The sequence below is a fragment of the Paenibacillus sp. V4I3 genome (assembly GCF_030817215.1).
Classification (GTDB): Bacteria; Bacillota; Bacilli; order Paenibacillales; family NBRC-103111; genus Paenibacillus_E.
The window spans coordinates 1126803-1145642 of record NZ_JAUSZA010000001.1; the positions used below are offsets into that span (position 1 = coordinate 1126803).

The 18840-nt window shown below is 46.1% G+C and carries 18 protein-coding genes and 1 pseudogene; 14 read left to right on the forward strand and 5 right to left on the reverse strand.

Going from position 1 to position 18840, the window contains the following annotated elements; translation table 11 throughout:
- Positions 1-13: 13 nt before the first annotated feature.
- From QFZ77_RS05350 to QFZ77_RS05360, 3 genes are all read left to right on the forward strand, one after another.
- Positions 14-589, forward strand: coding sequence for a uracil-DNA glycosylase (locus QFZ77_RS05350; RefSeq protein ID WP_307437116.1), 576 nt, complete (start codon positions 14-16; stop codon positions 587-589).
- Positions 590-1192, forward strand: coding sequence for a DNA-3-methyladenine glycosylase (locus tag QFZ77_RS05355; protein WP_307437119.1), 603 nt, complete (start codon positions 590-592; stop codon positions 1190-1192).
- Positions 1193-1328: 136 nt separating this feature from the next.
- A complete protein-coding gene (locus tag QFZ77_RS05360; RefSeq protein WP_307437121.1) occupies positions 1329-2036 on the forward strand; it encodes a dioxygenase family protein in 708 nt (235 codons plus the stop codon).
- Between the two features lie 239 nt (positions 2037-2275).
- Here QFZ77_RS05360 and QFZ77_RS05365 read toward each other — a convergent pair whose 3' ends face one another.
- Positions 2276-2782 (reverse strand): hypothetical protein, encoded by a 507-nt coding sequence (locus QFZ77_RS05365; protein WP_307449269.1) that lies wholly within the window; start codon positions 2780-2782, stop codon positions 2276-2278.
- 124 nt (positions 2783-2906) lie between these two features.
- On the opposite strand from QFZ77_RS05365, the gene QFZ77_RS05370 reads away from it, so the two are divergent.
- Positions 2907-3143 carry a hypothetical protein gene (locus QFZ77_RS05370; RefSeq protein WP_373462564.1) on the forward strand — a complete coding sequence of 79 codons (237 nt, stop codon included), beginning with the start codon at positions 2907-2909 and terminating at the stop codon, positions 3141-3143.
- Positions 3144-3277: 134 nt separating this feature from the next.
- Here the strand turns inward: QFZ77_RS05370 and thrC are convergent, their stop codons facing one another.
- Together thrC and QFZ77_RS05380 are read right to left on the reverse strand one after the other, a co-directional pair.
- The gene (gene thrC / locus QFZ77_RS05375) at positions 3278-4666 is read right to left on the reverse strand and encodes a threonine synthase (RefSeq protein ID WP_307437124.1); all 1389 of its coding nucleotides are present in this window, start codon (positions 4664-4666) and stop codon (positions 3278-3280) included.
- A 255-nt stretch (positions 4667-4921) separates the two neighbouring features.
- The gene (locus QFZ77_RS05380) at positions 4922-6607 is read right to left on the reverse strand and encodes a hypothetical protein (RefSeq protein WP_307437127.1); all 1686 of its coding nucleotides are present in this window, start codon (positions 6605-6607) and stop codon (positions 4922-4924) included.
- Between the two features lie 291 nt (positions 6608-6898).
- Between QFZ77_RS05380 and QFZ77_RS05385 the strand changes: the two genes are divergently transcribed.
- The 8 genes from QFZ77_RS05385 to QFZ77_RS05420 all read left to right on the forward strand — a co-directional run bounded on the left by QFZ77_RS05385 (position 6899) and on the right by QFZ77_RS05420 (position 15243).
- Positions 6899-8629: an ABC transporter ATP-binding protein gene (locus QFZ77_RS05385; protein WP_307449272.1), complete on the forward strand. Its 1731-nt coding sequence runs from the start codon at positions 6899-6901 to the stop codon at positions 8627-8629.
- Positions 8630-8655: 26 nt separating this feature from the next.
- Positions 8656-10404: an ABC transporter ATP-binding protein gene (locus QFZ77_RS05390; RefSeq protein WP_307437129.1), complete on the forward strand. Its 1749-nt coding sequence runs from the start codon at positions 8656-8658 to the stop codon at positions 10402-10404.
- A gap of 299 nt (positions 10405-10703) precedes the next feature.
- Positions 10704-11147, forward strand: coding sequence for a MarR family winged helix-turn-helix transcriptional regulator (locus tag QFZ77_RS05395; protein ID WP_307437131.1), 444 nt, complete (start codon positions 10704-10706; stop codon positions 11145-11147).
- A gap of 85 nt (positions 11148-11232) precedes the next feature.
- Positions 11233-11634 (forward strand): DoxX family protein, encoded by a 402-nt coding sequence (locus QFZ77_RS05400; protein WP_307437134.1) that lies wholly within the window; start codon positions 11233-11235, stop codon positions 11632-11634.
- A gap of 64 nt (positions 11635-11698) precedes the next feature.
- Positions 11699-12652, forward strand: a complete 954-nt coding sequence (locus QFZ77_RS05405; protein ID WP_307437137.1) for a ring-cleaving dioxygenase — start codon at positions 11699-11701, stop codon at positions 12650-12652.
- Positions 12649-13257, forward strand: a complete 609-nt coding sequence (locus tag QFZ77_RS05410) for an alpha/beta hydrolase (RefSeq protein WP_307437140.1) — start codon at positions 12649-12651, stop codon at positions 13255-13257. Before QFZ77_RS05405 ends, QFZ77_RS05410 begins: the two co-directional genes overlap by 4 nt.
- A 31-nt stretch (positions 13258-13288) precedes the next feature.
- On the forward strand, positions 13289-13900 hold the full coding sequence (locus tag QFZ77_RS05415) for a flavin reductase family protein (RefSeq protein ID WP_307437142.1): 612 nt from the start codon (positions 13289-13291) through the stop codon (positions 13898-13900).
- Positions 13901-14082: 182 nt separating this feature from the next.
- Positions 14083-15243 carry an FtsW/RodA/SpoVE family cell cycle protein gene (locus tag QFZ77_RS05420; protein ID WP_307437145.1) on the forward strand — a complete coding sequence of 387 codons (1161 nt, stop codon included), beginning with the start codon at positions 14083-14085 and terminating at the stop codon, positions 15241-15243.
- Between the two features lie 53 nt (positions 15244-15296).
- Here QFZ77_RS05420 and QFZ77_RS05425 read toward each other — a convergent pair.
- Both QFZ77_RS05425 and QFZ77_RS05430 read right to left on the reverse strand, forming a co-directional pair.
- Positions 15297-15470 (reverse strand): annotated as a pseudogene (locus tag QFZ77_RS05425) (MFS transporter); the annotation flags it as partial.
- Positions 15471-15546: 76 nt separating this feature from the next.
- The gene (locus QFZ77_RS05430) at positions 15547-16542 is read right to left on the reverse strand and encodes an LLM class flavin-dependent oxidoreductase (protein ID WP_307437148.1); all 996 of its coding nucleotides are present in this window, start codon (positions 16540-16542) and stop codon (positions 15547-15549) included.
- Between the two features lie 492 nt (positions 16543-17034).
- Here QFZ77_RS05430 and desA point away from each other — a divergent pair, with 492 nt between their 5' ends.
- Together desA and QFZ77_RS05440 are read left to right on the forward strand one after the other, a co-directional pair.
- Positions 17035-18069 carry a Delta(5) desaturase DesA gene (gene desA / locus QFZ77_RS05435; RefSeq protein WP_307437152.1) on the forward strand — a complete coding sequence of 345 codons (1035 nt, stop codon included), beginning with the start codon at positions 17035-17037 and terminating at the stop codon, positions 18067-18069.
- Positions 18070-18209: 140 nt separating this feature from the next.
- The gene (locus QFZ77_RS05440; protein ID WP_307437153.1) at positions 18210-18836 is read left to right on the forward strand and encodes a TetR/AcrR family transcriptional regulator; all 627 of its coding nucleotides are present in this window, start codon (positions 18210-18212) and stop codon (positions 18834-18836) included.
- Positions 18837-18840: the final 4 nt, after the last annotated feature.

The window sequence follows — 18840 nt, forward strand, 5'->3', positions numbered from 1 at the left end:
TAGGAGGCGTAGAATGTCAGATTTCAAAGCCGTTATTTTAGAAGAGGAAACTGCACCTTCTCATGCCATCGCATGCCAGCAATGTGAGCTTTCCAAGCAGCGTCATCGTGTGATTTGGGGGGAAGGTAATCCCGAAGCTCCGATTTTCATTATTATGGATAACCCGGGTGCCCGTGAAGACAAGGAGGGACAAGCTTTCGTATGCGGTACAAGGGAAACTTTACAGATGGGGATGAGGGAAGCGGGGCTGGATTTGGGTTTGGTTTATGTAAGTTATTTATTGAAGTGCCGCCCGATTCGAGCTTATAACAAATCCGTAGCCAAAGAGGCATGCTCTTCCCATTTAAAGCTTCAACTTGAAGAGAAGAAACCCAGTTTGTTGTTTGGACTAGGAAATGTTGTTGTGGATTCTATGTTTCCGGATGTTGGTGCCGATGTAAAAAGCTATAGGGGTAGGTGGCACACATTCCAAGGGTTACCTATTGCTTTCTCTTATCATCCACTCGCTGTACGCCGGAGACCCGTCCTTATGAAATATTTCGTCCAGGATGTTGAGCTTATTACTCAAAGGATCAAGGGAATGACTTAAATGGAGATGAATGTTCTGTCTTCCCAACCCGTAGCTGCTGCGTTTTTTGGGCAACCCACACTGCTCTTGGCTCGTTCACTGCTCGGCAAACTGCTTGTGAAAGAAACCGAATTAGGCATAGCCGCAGGCTGGATTGTAGAAACAGAGGCCTATATAGGGCCGGGAGATCGCGCCGCACATAGCTTTGGCAATCGCAGGACACCAAGAACGGAAGTGATGTTTGGCCCTCCAGGCTATGTTTATACCTATGTGATGCATACCCATTGTCTGGTGAACATTGTTAGCGGGGAGCTCGGCCATCCAGAGGCTGTCTTAATTCGAGCTGTGGAGCCATGTACAGGAATTGATCTCATGTTTGATCGCCGCGGCCAAGATAAAAAGCTAAAGGAACTCACCAACGGTCCCGGCAAACTAACGAAAGCCCTTGGCATTGTAAAAGAGGATTATGGAAGGCCTTTCTTTGAGCGTCCTCTCTTCATTGCCGAAGGAAAAACAGTAGAATCCGTTGCGGCTGGACCGAGAATCGGCATCGACAATAGTGGGGAGGCCAGAGAATATCCGTGGCGATTCTGGGTCGAAGGGAATCCTTTTGTTTCAAAATAGCTACAGAACCGTATTTTCGCCTATTCGTCGCCTAATTTCAGTAAACTTTAAGCCAATCTTCGGCTAAATTTCAGGGAATTTCCCCCAGTTCCATGCTATTCTATTCGTACAAGAGATTGAAATGGGGGGACGACATATGGAAGAGAAGCAAAATGAGTCGAAATCTTCGAGTATGAAAATAACGCGTCGCCGGTTCTTGGTATCCAGTGCTCTAATGGTCACCAGTGCGGCGTTAGCTGCCTGCGGAATCAATTTGGGCGGCGGAGCAACGACTGGCGGAGCAACGACTCAGCCTGAAGGTAATCAAGCGAAGGAAACAGAGAGCGAATCACCGAAAGCTGCGAATCTGGAGCCAACACCTGCGTGTGGTTCACCAGAGGAGATGATGCCAGCTGTTACCGAAGGTCCGTATTTTACGCCTAACTCACCGGAGAAAAGTTCTCTGCTAGAGCAAGGGATGAAAGGATCGAAGCTTACGCTTGTAGGCTACGTGATATCCACGACATGTAAACCGGTTGCGCATGCATTATTGGACTTCTGGCAGGCAGATGCCGACGGTCAATATGATAACAAAGGCTTCACCCTTCGGGGGCATCAATATACGGACGATAAAGGCAAGTTTACGTTGGAAACGATTGTGCCGGGCTTGTACCCAGGGCGAACGCGCCATATTCATGTGAAGGTGCAGGCGCCGAATGGTCAGGTGCTGACGAGTCAGCTTTTCTTCCCGAATGAAGCGGGCAATGCGAAGGATGGCATCTACAACAAGGCACTGCTGATGGATATTAAAAGCAACGCGGATGGCAGCCAGTCGGGCGCCTATCAATTCGTTATAAAGGTATAAATAAAGAGGAGCCCATGAGAAATTCATGAGGCTCCTTTTCGTTTTATACATGTAATTCTATTCCCCGCTTAAGTTGTACAACTTACAACAATTCCTTTAGTTTTTTCTCATTAAGCTGTAAGTGTTGTATGTCGTACAACAATTTAGCCATATTTCAAAGAATTGAGCTAATTTATTGGGAAATTGTTGTATTTTCTGCAACAATCGCGGGGATAACGCGGATTTAGCCTGCGATAGAGTTACATTGATTTCCGATTACGCATAATCATCATTAATCCGCCTGCTATGATGAGAACGATAGCAATGATCGGTTGGTTATGGAAAAATTTGCTGAAAATGGAGCCTATGGAGAAAATGGCGAAGAACAAAAGGGACATGACGGTTAGAATGTTAATCGGGATGAGCAACCATTTATTTCGTCCTCCGAACCAGTACAGTTCGAATAAACCAACAGCAACTGCCAACATAAATCCAGGCCACATAAGGTGCCAGATATCGAACAGCATGGAGATTTGACAGATGACGCCCGTCGTTAAAACAATCCCTCCCGGTACAAGCAGACCAACACCCCGCCGCTGCAGGATGAAGAAGTATAACCAGTGAAAAAATACGCCCACGGGTATGACAAACAAAGTTGGCCAAAAATACTCGAAAATGGTACCAGTATTGAATGTACTATCACCTTTTAGAAACATAAAAACACCTAAAATAATCAATATAGGGCCCAGAAAGGCGCTGCGATTCATATTCAACATCCTCACTCCTAAACGTTATTATCAATTCGCAATTACTTTAAGGATATCATGACAAGGTGGAAGTGTCTTCCTACTAAGGGGGAGGATGGGTATCGGTCGGAGGACTGATTTTTTTATGAATGAAAATAGTCCAGCCAAAGGCGGTAATGCGCCTGATTTCGAGAAGTATAATAAGGAATGGTATCGTAATGCCGACGATATCGCCGCATTTCTCAGCAAGGCAAACCCGAATTGGCCCATGAAAACGCTGCAAGATCTGTTATATGGGCACTTGCAATTGCTCACAAACAATGTGTCAGCTAGGCTTAAAAAAGATTGGGATGCCGATATTGCTGCATTCGATCAAGGCTAGGAGCATATTATTATGCTGGCCGATTTTCTTTCAGATGGGATCATTAAACAATTCCCTAAACAGTTTAAGTAACAGGGATAAACGAGTGTAAAAAAAACCTCGAAGACAGTCGTCTTCGAGGCTTCTTCACATCCTTAGAAAAACTTAACAAGTTGATCCTTAATCACGTCGTTCGTACCGCCAACAACCGTCTGGAACTGCGGCAAGTCGAACAATGCTTGAATTTGCTGCGGATAAGTCTGCTCAATGCTGCGCAAACGGATCGACTCATCGAATTTAGCCGGATGAGCTGTTGAAAGGGCAACCGTCACTTCGCCGTCTACAGCAAGCTTGTCAGCAGCAGCTACCCCGCAAGCTGTGTGCGGATCGAGCAGATACGCGTATATCTTATAGTACTCGCTGATAGTATCCAGGCACTCTTCATTCTGAACGCCATATGCAGCGAAGTCAGCTTGCACAACCTGCAGCTTGTCGGCTGGAATAATAACGCGGCCATCAGCTTTGAATTGATCCATGATAGCCGAGACAGCTTGCGCGTCTTCGCCATAGAGGTAGAACAAGTAGCGTTCGAAGTTGCTAGCCACTTGAATATCCATGGAAGGACTGTGCGTTCCGCGGAACGCACCTGGTTGGTAAACGCCGTCCTGTACGAAACGCTCAAGAATATTGTTTTCGTTCGTTGCGAGAATGAGCTTATGGATAGGAAGGCCCATTTTCTGTGCCAAGTAGCCAGCGAAGATATCGCCGAAGTTACCTGTCGGCACGCTGAAGTTGACCTTCTCAGCCTGATTATTGTTTGCTAATTGGAAGTAAGCATAGAAGTAATATACCGTTTGTGCCAAAATGCGGGCAATGTTGATTGAGTTAATCGCGCGCAAATGGTAGCGGTGCTTGAACTCAACATCAGCGAACAATTCCTTGATAATGCGCTGGCAGTCGTCGAAAGTGCCTTCAACGGAAAGATTCAGCACGTTCGCGTCATCAACGGTGGTCATTTGCAGTTCTTGAACCTTGCTGACTTTCCCGTGGGGGTGAAGGATACAAATCCGGATGCCTTCTTTACCGCGCACACCTTCAATGGCCGAAGCCCCAGTATCCCCAGAAGTGGCTCCAAGAATATGGATAATCGAATTCGTTTTGCGAGAAACGTACGAGTAAAGATTGCCCAAGAATTGCAGAGCAATGTCTTTGAAAGCAAAAGTAGGTCCGTGGAACAACTCCAGCACATACGTACCGTCGTTCAGACGTTTGACAGGTGTCACAGCGTCATCCCGGAAGGTTGCATAGCTGTCGTCAACCAGCTGCTTCAGCTCATTGCGCGGGATTTCGTTATTCACATATAGCGAGAAGATTTCAAGAGCCAACTCCGAGTAGGAGAGCTTTTGCCACTTCTGTAGCGTGTCTGCTGATAATTGTGGGATATGCTTAGGAACAAGTAAACCGCCGTCGTCTGCCAATCCCATCAAGATGGCATCGATGAAGCCGATGGGTTCTACTTTTCCGCGAGTGCTAATGTATTCCATATGAGTCCCCTTACGATTGAATTTTCAGTTATTATATCAAAAAACAGACCATTTGGACAGTGTGGATACTTTACAAATGAGTAAAAAACCCTCCAACAGTGGAAGGTTTCTAAGATTTTTTAATAGTAATAACTTATTCTTGTTTATCGCCTACAACGATTTTCCATGCATTACCGATAGGAGGAAGGCTTTTCGTCAATGCTGGTTCATAAATCCAATGACATTCGCGCCTTTAACAAGAGTGGCTTTCTCCATTTAATCGTTAATACTCAGCAGCTGACTGACACCTGATGCATAATCGGTTTTGAATGCGGCAGCGTCATCTTCGCTGACACTTCCAGCAGTCACGAAAGCATTCATATTCTCGTTCGCTTGAGCTAACAATTTACAGAGCAAGGAATCGGAATCGGTTTGTGCCGCTTGTGCCAAACTCTGACCTTGCGCAACACGCTTCGTCAAATCAGCAGCCTCGATATTCGAAACGGTAGCGACATCATTAATAATACGATCCAAGCGTTCTGCCAAGTAGCTTTTCGCATCAACCGGGACCTTGTAGCCTCGTGTACCGATAGCGTCATTCAGCAATGCATAAGCGTCTTGTTTCGTGGCACTTTTATCACTGGCATTCAACCAGCCATTTTGAACGGCTTTGCTCAAATAGTTATCAACTCTGGATTGCAGAACCCCAAGAAGCTCGCCGTCTGCAAGGTTTGTTGCCTCTACCAGCGTTTTTCCTGAACCTAACGCGGCTTCCAGGTCACCTACAGGAGAACCGATGTACCCAGCGCTATCGCTGATGATGGAGCGTATACTTTCAGCAGCGATTCCTTTGTTACTGCTACCGACAATGCTCTGTCCGTATCCATTTTGTGTGATAGCGTCGCCTAGTTGTTTGGCAGCACTTTGCTCTAGCTGGCTCGCCAATTTAGCAGAGATATTACCAGCTTGCCATTCGGTTTCAAACCCTTGGTTTATGTTGCTCGTTAATTGGGAGAGCAAGTCGTCATAGGCCAGACCCGACGCTGAAACCAAATTTTGTCCTGAGCTCAAAGCGCCGATCACATCGCTATAATCTTTATTTGCGAAGATAGCTGTTGCTTGAATGGTCCAATCCATTTTATCGGCGAGAACAGATTGGCCGTATTTCTCCATCCAGCCCGTTGTTGCTATATCGTAGCCTTTCTCCCTGACAATCTGTCCCACAGCCGCAGCCCCGGTTTGCTCGGCTTTATCGAGAAGGTCGGCTTGGAGCCCACCGGTTGTTACAGCCGCCTGCAAGTCACTATTCAGCAAGGCTGTCAAGGAATCCGTCAATGTACCAGCGTCAATCCCTGCAGCTTCGGCTAAGCTTTGCCCATTGCGAAGGGCAGCCCTTAGCCCAGAGGAGTTAGTATCGGTTGCAATTCCTGCTGTATCCGAGATGATGTTTTGCAGGCGATTATGAATAATAGCAGATCCATTGTTATGTATGGACGTCATAAAGGTCGTTTTTTTCCAACTACCGGAAACGAGATCGTTAATTTGAGAAGTGGCAAGCTGTTGAAGTTGTGTTGATTCTTTCTGCGTGAGTTCGCCTGTTTTAACCTGATAGGCAAGATCTTGTAAGAAGAAATCGGTGAGCCTTGCAACCAAATCTGATTGTCCCAGCCCGGAAGCGGCTACTAGGCTTTGATTATTTGCAATTGCGTTAAGCACATCACTACTATCTGTATCTGCAGCGGCGGCGGTATACTGGTCTAGCTTGCTCAGCCATCTGTTCAATACCAAGGTAGGATAATCTACAGGTATTGATGCAGCATCGTCTGAAGTTGCTGCCTCTTGAGTCTGACTGTCAGGCGTAAGAGCATCACTCGCGTACGCTGAATGTACCGGTAATACAAGGCCGCTAGTCGAGGTGGCTAATACAGCTACCCCCATTAATACAACGAAATGTTTTTTCATAAAAATACGCCATCCTTCCGATATGAATTTTCCAATTTTTTCTTCTGGTTTCTACAATTTGAAGTATAGAATTCCCACCTGAAACTGAAATGAAGGAACCCTGAAAACCAGCTTATTTTCCGCTGAAATATTTCTGAGTAAATGCTGAGGAATGGCTGAATGTGAAATCGACCCTAAACGAGCGGGAAATTTCATTTTAATTTATTTTTGCGTAGACTTGATCATGGGTAAACTATAGAATCAATATGTGCAGACTATAAATGGAAAGGGGTGGAATTCTTGTCTTTTGTAATGAAATTGCGGTGGTTTTTCAAAGAAAGATGGAAATACTACGTGCTTGCTATCAGCTTAATGATTTGTGTGAATTTATTGGCGACAATTCCGCCTAAAATGATAGGGAATACAATCGATCAGATTGGCAGCGGGAGTTTAACGGCATCTAGTCTAAGTCAGACGGTCCTTCTGCTTGTAAGCTTGTCTCTCCTATTATATGTAATTACTTATGTTTGGATCACGACCCTATTCGGCAATTCGGCACTCGTTGAGAAAGTGCTCAGAGGGCGTTTACTGGCTCATCTGACGAAAATGACACCGGCGTTCTTCCAACGCAACAGTACGGGTCAGTTAATGGCATTAGCCACTAATGACGTGCTCGCTATTGGCCAGACTGCTGGTTACGGTGTTATGACACTCGTTCACACGTTGGTCGGGGCCTCTGTCGTCATTATTACGATGATCTCCCTAATTAGCTTCAAATTAATGATTGCGGCGCTGATTCCTCTGCCTTTTCTAGCCTTAGTGATTAGTAAGCTGGGTCAAAAAGTGAGAGTTCGCTTCCTTGCTGCACAGGCCTCTTTTGGCCAAATGAATGACCACGCACTCGAGTCCATCTCTGGTATTCGTGTGATTCGTTCTTATGTTCAGGAAGATCATGATCTAGTCGCCTTCGATAAGGTTACGTCAGAAGTGATGAATAAAAATAGACGCGTGTCTATGTTGAATGCGCTTTTTCAGCCGCTTACATCGTTGATTGTCGGTCTAAGTTATTCGATAGGCATAGGATATGGCTCTTATATGGTCTTTCATAATGAGATCACGCTGGGTCAGTTGATTTCATTTAATATTTACCTAGGTATGCTGATCTGGCCGATGATTTCTTTCGGCGAGTTCATTAATGTCCTGCAGCGCGGAAGTGCCTCGGCTGACCGTCTGGATACAGCGCTGACGCAGAAAGCGGATATTGTGGATGTCGATGCACCGATTGCGGTGAGTGTGCCGGAACGTATCGAGATGAAGGAGCTAACCTTTACGTATCCGACTGCAAACCATCCAAGCCTCGTAAACGTTTCTTTCCAATTAGAAAGAGGTCAGACGCTAGGGATTGTAGGCCGGACGGGTAGTGGCAAAAGCACGCTGCTGAAGCAGCTGCTGCGGCAATTCCCGATCGAACCAGGTAAGCTGCTAATTGCAGGCGTACCGATTGAGAGAATCACCTTGGATCAGGTGAAACGTTGGGTTGCCTACGTTCCACAGGAGCATCTGCTGCTGTCGAAATCCATTCGCGACAATGTCGCGCTGGGTAAGCACGATGCTTCGCCGGAAGAGATTGCGCGGGCCATTGAGATGGCCTCTTTTACCCAAGATATCGAACAAATGTCGGAAGGCCTAGCGACAATTGTCGGCGAAAATGGCGTGATGCTGTCTGGTGGACAGAAGCAGCGTTTGGCAATTGCTAGAGCCCTTCTGATCGACTCGGAAATCCTGCTGCTCGATGACTCGTTATCCGCCGTCGATGCGCGGACGGAAAGCCGCATCCTCCAGCATATCCGCAAGGAACGAGCGGGCAGAACGACATTGATTAGCACGCACCGACTCTCGGCTGTAAGCCACGCGAATTGGATCCTCGTCCTGGATGAGGGGCGAATCGTCGAAGAAGGCACTCACGAAGAGTTAATGCTATTCGGCGGCTGGTACCGTGAGCAGTGGGAGCGACAACAAATGGAAGCGAGTTTGGAAGAATGACAAACATAAGAAGGGAGGAAGACAAGATGCAGAAACCGTCCACGGCGAGAAGGCTGATTTCGTATGCGCTCGTCTATAAGTTCAGGATAATCGGCGCACTGCTCATTCTTTGCTGCGCAGTAGCCGCCGAGCTGGGCGGACCTTATATAACTAAAACCATTATCGATCAGCATTTGTCTACAGACACTCGTACGATGGCGCCAGTACTTAAGCTGCTTGGTCTATACATGGGTTTGCTACTCATAGCAAGCGTTTGTAATTTCTCGCAAGCCTATTTGCTCCAATCTACGGCTCTGCAGATTATTAAAAACATGCGCATGGACTTAATGCAGCACATTCAGCGCATTTCGCTGCGCTATTTCGATAACACGCCGATCGGGCAGGTTGTATCTCGAGTTGCAAACGATACGGAAGCGGTCCGCGACTTATTTATGAGCTTTATGGCAACGTTCGTCGTAAGCATGATGCAGCTAACGGGCATCTTCGTAGCTTTATTCATTCTGGATTGGCATCTCGCTCTTTTTTGCTTGGTGCTGCCGCCTATCTTTGCGTTAATTATGGTCGTTCACTTAAAATATTCTAAAATCTTCATCACCATTATGCGTGCCCGGCTAAGTGATATGAACGCGATGATTAATGAATCGATCGTGGTTATGCCAATTATTCAAGCTTTTCGCCGGGAGAAAGTGACGCTTGAGGAATTCGAAGTACTGAACAAGGATCGCTATGTGAATCAACTTAAGCAGTTCCGCATTTTTTCATTATCCTCTCGTAATATTGTGGGGACCATCGGCAGCTTGGTGACGGCTATGGTCATTTGGTATTTTGGCCGGGAATCGCTGACAACTGCCATTTCTTTCGGGGTGTTTTATGCTTTCATTGATTATCTAGGGCGGATCTTTCAACCGATTATCGGGATCTTCGATCAGTTGACGAATGCGCAAAGAGCCTTTGTATCCGCGGATAAGGTGTTCACCATCCTAGACATGGAAGGTCAAGAGGTGGAGAAGACGGATAAGGTCAGCCGCCCGGAAGGTGTCGTGAAGTTCGAGGACGTAACTTTTGCTTATAAAGCAGGGGAAAACGTACTGAAGCATATTTCGTTCGAAGCTCGCAAAGGGGAAACTGTGGCCTTGGTCGGACATACAGGCTCCGGGAAAAGCTCCATCATGAACCTGCTGCTCGGTTTCTATGAACCGGATGAGGGCAGCATCACGATTGATGGACGGGACATCCGGAAGATGTCCAAGCAAGCGCTGCGCAAGCATATGGGCATTGTTTTGCAGGATCCGTTCTTGTTCGCCGGAGATATCAAATTCAATGTGAGCCTCTATAATGAGGAGATTTCGCTTGAACGCGTGAAAAATGCGCTAAGTGATGTAGGGGCGGCCTCCTTCATCGAGCAGCTGCCTAACGGTTATGATGAGCAGGTCGTGGAGCGGGGAAGCACCCTGTCCTCCGGCCAAAGACAACTCATTTCGTTCGCGCGAGCGTTGGCCTTCGACCCGTCGATTCTCATCTTGGATGAAGCGACAGCCAGCATCGACAGTGAGACGGAAGGGCTGATCCAGCGAGCGTTGAAGGTGGTTAGCGAAGGGCGCACAACCTTGGTCATCGCGCACAGACTGTCGACGATCCGCGATGCGGATCAGATTCTCGTGCTGCACCGCGGCGAGATTGCTGAGCGTGGGAACCATGAGACGCTGATGGCGCTGGGCGGCCGATACGCGAAGATGTATCAGCTGCAGAAGGGCGAGTCGGCTGTTGTGGGCTGACCTAAACGTACAAAGGTTGCCTATAACTGAAGCTTAGGGCGTGTTTCAAAAGGATAAGTCTTTCCCGATAGGGAATGGCTTATCCTTTTGCCATTTTGCCGAGATCAGGTCATATTGTTTAAGATGATGCAATTTAGCGTATTATAAGCAGCATGATAAAGGGGGAAACATTATTTTAAAAATAGTCATTGACATCTATCTCAAATTGAGGTATCTTTAAATCAAGATATTACAAATTAAGATTTTGCAGCGCACCACAGATCACCACAGCAAAAAGATAAAAGAAATGAGGTGAACCAATGAGTGAACAGAGAAATGATTCATTAGACCTCTATATTGCACTCTCCAGAGCAAGCGAATGGGTCAACGCCCATGGGGACCGCGATATTCGTAATCATGGATTGAATCGAACGGAATTCGGTGTTCTCGAGCTGCTTTATCATAAAGGCGCGCAGCCGATTCAACAGATTGGCGGAAAGGTGCTTATGAGCAGCGGGAACATCACCTATGTTGTAGATAAGCTGGAGAAGAAAGAGTTCGTAAAGCGAAAGACATCAACCGAAGACCGCAGGCTCATTTTTGCGGAAATTACGGAAAAAGGGAAGCAATTTATTGAAGAGGTATTTCCCAAGCATACCAAGGTCATTGAGAAAGCGGTGGCTGGACTTACAGCGGAAGAGAAGAAGATAGCTAGTCAATTGTTGAAGAAGCTCGGTAAGTTTGCTCAGGATGGTTTCAAGTAGTTTGCCCTCCCATAAGAGGTGTTAACTACTTAACCTTTTAACTAATATCTTAAAATAGAGATTCTTAAATTGGAGGAGAATGAATATGAGTATCGCATTAGGATTATTAATCATTCGTTTGGTTGTTGGATTAAGCTTTATGGCGCATGGGGCACAGAAGTTATTTGGTTGGTTCGGCGGCTATGGTCCGAAAGGAACGGGCGGCTGGATGGAATCCATCGGTATAAAACCCGGTGTTGCTATGGCGGTTATGGCAGGACTCATGGAGTTCGTAGGTGGTGCGTTATTTGCCGCTGGATTAGGTACAGTCATTGCTTCATTGCTCATCGTCATGACAATGGTCGTTGCGATTGTCAAAGTACACGCTAAGAGCGGCTATTGGGCTACCGCAGGCGGCTATGAATACAACTTGCTGCTGATTGCTATTGCGGTAGGTGTGGCATTAACTGGTGCAGGAGCTTACTCCGTTGACGCTTTATTCAATTAATAATCTTGGATACTTTTAAATCAGGTCTGGACATAATTAAACTAAACTAAAGGAGTTGGATTCAATGACACAACAACAAACAGCAGGTATTCACCATATAACAGCTTTCGTACAAAATGCACAGGAAACGGTAGATTTTTATGCAGGGGTTCTAGGCCTTCGGATGATCAAAAAGACGATTAACTTTGACGCACCTGAAGTGTATCATCTGTACTTTGGTAATGAAATGGGAAGTCCGGGGACAATCATCACTTTCTTCCCATGGGCGCACTCTCGCAAAGGACGTATCGGTGGCGGTCAAGTTGGTATCACAACGTATGCTGTGCCTACAGGCAGTCTGCTATTCTGGGAAGAGCGTCTAGCCCAATTTGATATTTCTTTTGAAAAAACACAAAGATTTACAGAGACATACCTTCAATTCGAGGATCGGGATGGTCTGAAACTTGAAATCGTAGAGCGCGAGCAAGGAGCCCTTAGTCAGTGGTCATTTGGCGGCATTCCAACGGATAAAGCGATCAAAGGCTTCGGCGGCGCTGTTCTCTACAGCACGGCACCTGACAAAACTTCGCAGTTACTAGAACAGGTGATGGGGCTGCAGAAAGTAGGGCAAGAGGGAGCCTACGCTCGGTTCAAATCCTTCGGAGATTTGGGGAACATCGTCGATATTAATGTAACCCCGATGGCCTATGGAGCTGGTGGAGCGGGTACCGTCCATCATATTGCATGGCGTGCCAAAGATGATGCAGAGCATGCGCTATGGAGAAGCCATGTTCAAACGAATGGGTTCCAACCTACACCGGTCGTGGATCGTCAATATTTTAACGCGATCTACTTCCGTGAAGAAGGCGGCATACTCTTTGAGATTGCAACAGATCCTCCGGGCTTTGCACGTGATGAACAGCCTGAGGCGCTAGGTGAGAAACTGATGCTGCCAGAATGGTTCGAGGAGAGCCGTGAACAAATCGAGCGTAATCTTCCGCCGATTCAAGTACGTGTATTGGAGGCGAAAAAACAATGAAGCATATCTATCAAAAGGGAACGGATGTAACGGCTCCGGTACTCGTGCTCTTTCATGGCACGGGAGGCACCGAACGTGATTTGCTGCCGCTAGCTCAGGCGATTTCACCGACATCGTCGGTGCTAAGCGTTAGAGGTAATGTGCTTGAGAATGGTATGCCGCGGTTTTTTAGACGGCTGGCTGAGGGAATCTTCGATGAGGAGGATCTCATCTTCCGTACTAAGGAATTGTACGATTTCCTCGATCAAGCTGCCGTGGAACACGGCTTTGATCGTCAGAATCTCGTAGCCATCGGCTACTCCAACGGCGCAAACATCGCCGGAAGCCTTTTATTCCACTATCCAGATGCACTGCGAGGAGCGATCCTCCATCATCCGATGGTGCCGCTGCGAGGCATTCAACTGCCGGATCTCTCGGGTATTCCTGTCTTTATTGGAGCGGGTCAGAACGATCCGATCTGCTCGCCGCAGGAGACAGAGGAATTACAGAAGCTGTTAAGTGAAGCTGGATCAACTGTCGCTGTTCACTGGGAACAGGCAGGGCATCAACTGACTCGTTCGGAGGTAGAAGCGGCAGCGACTTGGTTCAAGACGAATTTAGCATGAGGCCGAGTCTAGTAAAGGTGGGAGATGCTTAGTGAGATCCATTGATCCCTCAAGTCAAAGTGAGCGGGAAAACTATAAGCTATTGATAGGCAGCATCATTCCTAGGCCGATCGCATTTGTTACATCCCTATCTTCAGAGGGTGTGCTCAACGCAGCACCGTATAGTTACTTTACAATTGTGACGGCGAATCCTCCAATGGTCGCTATCTCCGTGCAGAGGAAGCAGGGTGTTCGCAAAGATACTTCGCGAAACGCCATCGATACTGGAGCATTCGTCGTTCATATCTCTGACGAATCGTACATCGACCAGATTAATCAAACCGCTGCTGCGTTAGCGCCGGATGAAAGCGAAGTTGCTTTAGCCGGACTTACACCCGTCGCGAGTGACAAGATTGCTGTACCAGGTATTGCTGAAGCGAGCATACGTATGGAATGTGTTCTGGAGCAAGTTATAACGCTTGGTGGAACAGAAGATGCTCCTTCAGCTGATTTATTAATCGGGAGAGTCGTACAGTTTCATATCGCTGAATCCTTATATGAGAACGGTCATATTGACCCGAATGGACTTAAGCCAGTTAGTCGGCTGGCCGGCAACTCGTATGCGAAATTGGGAGAACAATTTGCGATGGATCGTCCGGTTTGAATCAATAAATAGGAAAGCCCTTGTGTCCATAATGGATGACGGGGGCTTTTTCTATTTTTCTATCTACAAAGATGGAACTATTTGTAAAACCATTGCGTCTACTCTATGTATCTTTCGTTACCTCATATAGAAATAGGTGATTTGTTATTGAAAGTATTTTCAAGGGAACGCAAATAGCCTTCATGTTGAAGCGGATAATTAAAGGTCTGGATGCCATTATTTTGTTGCTGCTGCTCATTTTTATGATTATCAGCATTTTCTGCATCTACAGCGCGACACGAACAGTTCCAGACTTTTCGCAATCGTATATTAAAATGATGTATTTTTACGGGTTGGGGTTTGTAGTCTTATTTACGATGCTGTTTGTTAACTATAAACTCTTATTGCGGTTTTCGCCGCTGTACTATTTCATTGGGCTGGTACTGCTAGTCTTATTATTTTTTAAAGGAGATACACTCAACAATGCTCAGGGATGGTTCACTCTTCCTGGTGGGATCAGCTTTCAGCCGGCAGAGCTTTGTAAGCTCATTTTAATCCTGTTTTTATCGTATTTCCTGTCCAAAAAAGAAGTTGAGACCCTTAGCTTGTTCAAGGAAATACTGCCGATGGGCGTTATTACATTAGTTCCTTTTCTCTTGGTTCTTATGCAGCCGGATCTCGGTAATTCTATCGGATATCTTGTCATTTTCATTGTCGTCTGTTGGTTCGGCCATATTAACTACAAGCATGCTTTGATCGGCCTAGTCATTATCATAATCGTAAGCGGAAGCTCCCTTTACAGCTATGTAAAATATCATGAAGAAGTAAAGCAATTCATGGCGTCTAAACATAAAGCGTATTGGTTGGATAGGGTTGACGCCGTCCTTTTGCCAGACCAAGCATCTGAGAAAGCAACCTATCACATGAAACAATCGGTCAAAGCAATCGGATCAGGATCCTTAGAAGGAGATGGCTACCTCCATGGAACCTCAGTTCAAAGCGGTCAAGTCCCGTATACCTATTCAGATTCCATATTCGTTGTAGTGGGAGAAGAATTTGGATTTATAGGATCTTCTGCGTTACTCATACTTTACTTTCTTCTTATTTATCGAATGATCACTATCGCGCTGAACATCCGCAGCCAAACAGGCATATACATCATTGGCGGTATTACGGCTATGTTTCTGTTTCAAGTTTTCGAAAATATTGGGATGCTGATCGGTATCATGCCGATTACGGGGATCACCCTTCCCTTTATCAGCTATGGAGGCACCTCTTTATTGATCAACATGATATCTATTGGTTTTGTTCTAAGTATAAAAATCTATGATGATATAGATGTAGAAGATATGAGCATTCATTGATAAGCCATATCAAATAAGGCGAGTCATAATAAAGAGGACACTCCCACGCAGAAGGTGACCCCAAAACCGAACAAGACAAGAATCCATGCCACTTTATGCTCTGAGAAGCCAGTCACTTCTTCCAAGAGAGGAGTTATGTAAGTAAAAACGGTGAACAAGCTTCCGCTTCCCAGAGCGCCCATTAGCAGCATCAGCAGAAGCCTCGGCTGGGTCAACGCACGGAACTGATCGGGAACCGCCCTTTGGTGGCATGGCCCCCAATCGTTGCTTGCTGCTGACTCATAATAATGAATTCCAACCTCTCTAGATCTCTTTGACAACCTCAGCCACAATTTCATAGGACCTCAAGCGAGCCTTGTGATCATAAATTTGGCCGGCGATGATCCATTCATCAGCTGCAGTTTGCTCCTGGAGTTTAGCAAGCTTCTCGCGGACGGTGTCTTTACTTCCTACGATGGAGAAGCTTAAGGCCTTATGAACGTAAGCTTTCTCTTGAGGACTCCATAGGGACTCCATGCTGTCCACGGGTGGGCTCAGCATGCCAGGACGGCCGCGCACGATGTTCAGAAATTGCTGGTGCTGCGAAGTCGCCAAATGCTGAGCTTCCTCATCGGTTTCGGCAGCAATAATGTTAACGCCGACCATCGCGTACGGCTTCTCAAGCGCGCCCGACGGGCGGAACTGACGGCGATACAGATCAAGAGCCGCCAGCAAATAATCCGGAGCGAAGTGGCTGGCGAAAGCGAAAGGAAGCCCCAGCTGACCAGCCAACTGGGCGCTGAAGTCACTCGATCCGAGCAGCCAGATCGGGATGTCTAGCCCTTCGCCCGGCACGGCGCGCACGCCCGGTACACCCGTACCTAGCGCCGGGTCGAGATAGCCGCGGAGCTCGCTCAGCTGCTCCGGGAAGTCATGGCCGTCGCTGCCTAAGCCGCGGCGGAGCGCTCTTGCCGCAGCCTGGTCGGAGCCAGGCGCACGCCCTAAACCAAGATCGATGCGTCCCGGGAACATCGATTCCAGCGTCCCGAACTGCTCGGCGATGACGAGCGGTGCGTGGTTAGGCAGCATGATGCCGCCGGAGCCCACGCGAATCTTCTCCGTAGCCATAGCGACATACCCGATGACGAGAGATGTGGCGGAGCTGGCAATACCCGGCATGTTATGATGTTCGGCGAGCCAATATCTATGATAGCCCCACTTTTCAACGTGTCTGGCTAGATCAACGGAACGGTGAAATGAATCTCTTGGCGTACCGCCAGCAATAACGGGAGCCAAGTCTAAAACGGATATAGGTATCATTGAATAGTCCTCCATTTTTTATATATACTACTATACCAGTATTAAGTAAGGTGCGCATAAATGGGTCAAGCTAGGATACCTCCTGCGACCAGAAATCAATGTTCATTATTTGTTCACTTAGACTTACCTATTTGTCTACAGAAATTTCTTTATAAAATAAACATAATTATTACATATATGGAAACAATTATTTAAGAAATATTTGCAGAAAAAGGCATATGAAAATCCGTATGAGATACCTCTTTTTATGGGAAAATAAGGATTAGGTTGCCATTCGCAGGATGATTTTTGGGCTGTGTAGAATAGTAAAAATATAGCCTAATGCACATATGACTTATATTGCATTTTACAAAAAGCGTTCTGGAACTTATGATGAGAGGGCAATGTAACATTTCTTCTCTTATAATGGAAACTTAATTGAATTCCCAACGTACTACATCAGGTGGCATAAATCAGTCCGGTATGAAACGGAGAGAAGGAGCTTTAATTAGAATGAGTCAACAAAACAAAGGTGGGTGGCGGTCTGACATCGCGCCTTACGAAAGACCACATATCAAGCACAGTGTGTGGCAAATCATCAATACATTAGGACCCTTTTTTATGCTTTGGTATTTCGCCTTCCTAAGTCTTTCGGTTTCTATCTGGCTTACGTTCGTGTTAGACATTATTGCAGCAGGATTCCTGATTCGAATCTTTATTATTTTCCATGATTGCTGCCACAAATCTTTTTTCAAAAATAAATTCGCGAATGAAATTGTTGGTACATTAACAGGCATTTTGACGTTTGTCCCTTATCATCAGTGGCGTCATACCCACTCCGTCCATCATGCATCCAGCGGTAATTTGGATCGTAGAGGTGTCGGCGATATATGGACACTAACGGTTGACGAATATATGGCATCTTCTCCGCTTAGAAGACTCTATTATCGGGTTTACAGAAATCCGATTGTGATGTTTATTGTCGGACCCATTTTCATCTTTTTGATTGATTACCGTTTTAACCGCAAACGCGCAGGAATGAAAGAACGCATCAATACGTACATCACGAACTTGGGTATTATTGGAAGTATTGTACTGCTTTGCTGGGGTATGGGTTGGCAATCATTCCTCCTAGTCCAAGGTCCGATGTTTTTAATTTCAGGTATGGCTGGGATATGGCTTTTCTACGTTCAACACAATTATGAAGACTCGTACTATGAGAATGACGGAGAATGGGATTATATGAAGGCGGCTATGCATGGAAGCTCTTTCTACAAATTGCCTAGAATTCTGCACTGGATCACAGGTAATATCGGATTTCACCATATTCATCATCTGAGCCCGCGAGTTCCTAATTACTATTTGGAAAAGGTTCATAACAAGAACGCTGAGCTTCGCAAAGTGCAGACGATTACACTGAAGACAAGCTTGGAATCCCTTAAGTTCCGTATTTGGAACGAGGAAACGAAGAAATTCATACAGTTCAAAGATCTCAAGCCTTTCAAGTCGAAAAGAATAATCGAGACGCTCAAAACGAAGGCGGAGTAACGCTTAAATAAGAGCCGATGGCCTCAAGTAGCATGCTGCTTAGGTTGTCGGCTTTTTCTCTTCGATTTTATACTTGCAAAAAAGGAAGTACGCAGTTATAATCATTCCATTACGACAAAAAGTGAACGGGTGTTTATTATATGCAGGTTTTAAAAGATGACGTAAAAAAGAGTATCCGCCAAGCGGCATTGTCCGAATTCAAGAAACATGGTTATATGAAAGCTTCTATACGGCATATTGCAGATGCTGCGGGTATTACACCAGGCAACATTTATCGATATTTTAAAAACAAAGAAGACCTATTCTATGAGCTGATTCAACCCGTCTATGAGCAGCTTGCTGCTTACACCCTTGAGATCAAGAATGAGGTTGATTTCAAATTGTGCAAGGAAACTGCTGATCATCTCGTTATTTTGCGTAAAATTGATGCGACGATTTTGCAGCTTTTCAAGCAATCAAGTGTTGAGCTGACCATCCTCCTAAATCTGAGTGAAGGCTCACGCTACGAAACTGTGAAAGAGGAACTCATTATTTTGGTGTACCAAATTTTGGAGAACGTGTTCGCCACCACGAAAGAAACGCCGGCCCCGCTCGAAGTAAATGAGCAGCAATCTGCACGGATGCTAGCTGTTACGCTTATTGAAGGAATGAGCCTTATTCTGCGCGATTATGAGGATGGCGATACGATTAAAGTGCTGGTTGATGAGCTGTTGTACCTGTATTCTGCGGGTATTTCAGAAAAAATAAAGACTCAAGGACTGTGCTAAAATT